Origin of the sequence: Burkholderia sp. MSMB1078WGS, assembly GCF_001528895.1 — a bacterium.
In the GTDB taxonomy this organism is placed as follows: domain Bacteria; phylum Pseudomonadota; class Gammaproteobacteria; order Burkholderiales; family Burkholderiaceae; genus Burkholderia.
In genome coordinates, this window is record NZ_LPDI01000103.1 from 1 (window position 1) to 737 (window position 737).

The 737-nt window shown below is 65.1% G+C and carries 1 pseudogene; it reads right to left on the reverse strand.

The window, feature by feature from the left end:
• Nucleotides 1-737, reverse strand: a pseudogene (locus WT24_RS28975) (hypothetical protein); the annotation flags it as partial.

The following is a 737-nucleotide window of genomic DNA, read 5'->3' on the forward strand; positions in this document are numbered from 1 at the left end:
AGACCCGACGACTTCAGTTGCGACACGTTCACCGCGTCCATGTCGGCCTTGCCGGCCTTCACGTTCGACAGCGTCGTACCGCCAACGCCTGCCAGCGTCGCCGACGTGTACTTCGGCGTACCGTCCGCGTTCTTGTCGTACGTCACCGCGGCCAGCGCCTTGCCGTCCTGGTCGAGCAGACCTGACGACTTCAGTTGCGACACGTTCACCGCGTCCATGTCGGCCTTGCCGGCCTTCACGTTCGACAGCGTCGTGCCGCCTACGCCCGCCAGCGTCGCCGACGTGTACTTCGGCGTACCGTCCGCGTTCTTGTCGTACGTCACTGCGGCCAGTGCCTTGCCGTCCTTATCGACCAGACCCGACAACTTCAGTTGCGACACGTTCACCGCGTCCATGTCGGCCTTGCCGGCCTTCACGTTCGACAGCGTCGTACCGCCAACGCCTGCCAGCGTCGCCGACGTGTACTTCGGCGTACCGTCCGCGTTCTTGTCGTACGTCACCGCGGCCAGCGCCTTGCCGTCCTGGTCGAGCAGACCCGACGACTTCAGTTGCGACACGTTCACCGCGTCCATGTCGGCCTTGCCGGCCTTCACGTTCGACAGCGTCGTGCCGCCAACGCCTGCCAGCGTCGCCGACGTGTACTTCGGCGTACCGTCCGCATTCTTGTCGTACGTCACCGCGGCCAGCGCCTTGCCGTCCTGGTCGAGCAGACCCGACGACTTCAGTTGCGACACGTT